Below are 415 nucleotides of genomic sequence, written 5' to 3' on the forward strand. Positions count from 1 at the left end.
GGTCCACGCGGACCGCACCGACACCGCGCCGGTCACCAGCTCACGGCCGGCGGTGCGCGGGTTCCGGGCGTCGATCTCCCGGTCGATGATCCGGTTGGCGGCCATCGCGAAGGTCCGCAGCCCGACCATGGCCAGCGTGACGAGGAGCAGGACGCCCCAGTGGATGGTGCCGTCCAGCAGGAACATCGCGGTCAGCGCGGCGATGTACGCGAACGGCAGCGCGAAGACCGAGTGCTCGATCATCACGAGCCGCAGGAAGGCCCTGACCTTGCTGCTGGAGGGTGCGGGGCCCTGGACGGACGCCGCTTCTGCCGCACTGCTCACAGCCCGTATTCCTTCCAGCGGCGGTCGACCTTCGCCGCCGTCTCCGGGTCGGAGACGACCATCTCCGGCCAGCCCCCGTCCCGTGTGTAGC

1 protein-coding gene is annotated in these 415 nt (G+C 70.6%); it reads right to left on the bottom strand.

Annotation, left to right across the window (positions count from 1 at the left end; all coding sequences use genetic code 11):
• The coding region (locus tag AC0AIB_RS31505) for a UbiA family prenyltransferase (RefSeq protein ID WP_465098130.1) at positions 1-243 on the bottom strand (243 nt) is incomplete at its 3' end.
• Between the last annotated feature and the right edge of the window lie 172 nt (positions 244-415).

Source organism: Micromonospora sp. DSM 43699, from assembly GCF_055517075.1.